This is a genomic window from Kocuria sp. CNJ-770 (assembly GCF_001942375.1).
In the GTDB taxonomy this organism is placed as follows: Bacteria; Actinomycetota; Actinomycetes; order Actinomycetales; family Micrococcaceae; genus Kocuria; species Kocuria oceani.
Genome location: NZ_MKJW01000005.1, coordinates 6,260 through 7,401 on the forward strand (window position 1 = coordinate 6,260; position 1,142 = coordinate 7,401).

Here is a 1,142-nt window from a genome sequence, read left to right on the forward strand (position 1 = left end):
GGCTGCTTCCTCGGGTCCCATCTCGGTAGGATCGACCGCTGGAAGATACAACGTCGGAGTCATCTCTACCTTGCTGAAGACTCGATCCACTTGGCGCCGCATGACATTCAGTCGAGCCTCGGCTCGTCGCCAGTCAGCCACCTTGGCGGTCGCTCGACGTCGCATGTGAGACTCGACGGCGATGGGAGATTCTGCATGTGGTGCCGTGCATAGGAAGTCAGTCGTCACCCCCAGGACCTCAGCGATGCGTTTAAGCACATCTTCTGAGGGCTCCCTCTCGCCGTTCTCGTACCGCGACAAGGCAGCCTGAGTCACCCCAACCTCTTGTGCGAGGTCTCCTTGAGTGACGCCGATCGCCCGTCGAGTGGTTTCGATGGCTTCACCCACATCGGACATCAGGAACCAGCCTCCTCCCCTTCATCGGTCTCCGCCTCAGCCTCAAGCTCGTCGGACACATTGAGCTCGGGCATGGCCGGCTCGTCGAGAGCGACATGGCGGATGTCGGTCACGCCAGACTCCAGCACCTCCGCCTGGAGTTCCACAGCCCAAACGGCCTTGTCCTGGCCGTCCCGAAGTGTCATCAGTGGATAGACCACGGCCTCAGCTTCGGAATCCCAGCGGTACCCCATCGACAGGGGGTGGACCTCCATGCCAGGAAGAGCGAGGTCTGCAGACCAGAATGAGTTTGCACCCCTGGTCTTATATCCCTTTACGGCATCGCTTTCATCGTGCCGCTTGACCCTTACCCGATAGCGCCCCTCGATCATGAACTCGCGCTTCGGCATCTTGTCCGTGACCTCGGCGTTGGGGTGAGAATCCAATGCGGGCTGGATTCGACCCCAGATGCGCTCATGCAAGAAGTTGGCTACGAATCGAGAGCTGTAGTGGACCGCCCAGTCCGGCTTGTACTCTCGAAGGTCTTCAAAGTCGGCTTCGGAGCCTTCGACGGCCTTGATGAAGGCCTCGACAAACTCGGTGCCCAGAGTGGAGATGACGTCGTCAGGGGAGGGGTGCGTGGAATTCATACCAGAAAATATACCACCTTCCATGTCGCCATCCCTTGATCGACATGTTTCCGGCGTTGGGGCTCGGTGGCGCAAGGCTGAAGCGTGCTACGGGTGCCACTGTGTAGGACTCGGCGG

The 1,142-nt window shown here is 59.9% G+C and carries 2 protein-coding genes; both read right to left on the minus strand.

The genetic code is table 11. The features are described from left to right. Window positions 1-396, minus strand: a 396-nt coding sequence (locus BJF77_RS20360) for a helix-turn-helix transcriptional regulator (protein WP_158041132.1), incomplete at its 3' end; no start/stop codon positions are given. Further along, window positions 396-1,025 (minus strand): hypothetical protein, encoded by a 630-nt coding sequence (locus tag BJF77_RS00165; RefSeq protein ID WP_075870935.1) that lies wholly within the window; start codon window positions 1,023-1,025, stop codon window positions 396-398. The genes BJF77_RS20360 and BJF77_RS00165, both read right to left, overlap by 1 nt. Window positions 1,026-1,142: the final 117 nt, after the last annotated feature.

Excerpts from the sequence above, each read along its gene's own strand:
- BJF77_RS00165 (WP_075870935.1), bottom strand. The coding sequence starts at position 1,025 with ATGAATTCCACGCACCCCTCCCCTGACGACGTCATCTCCACTCTGGGC.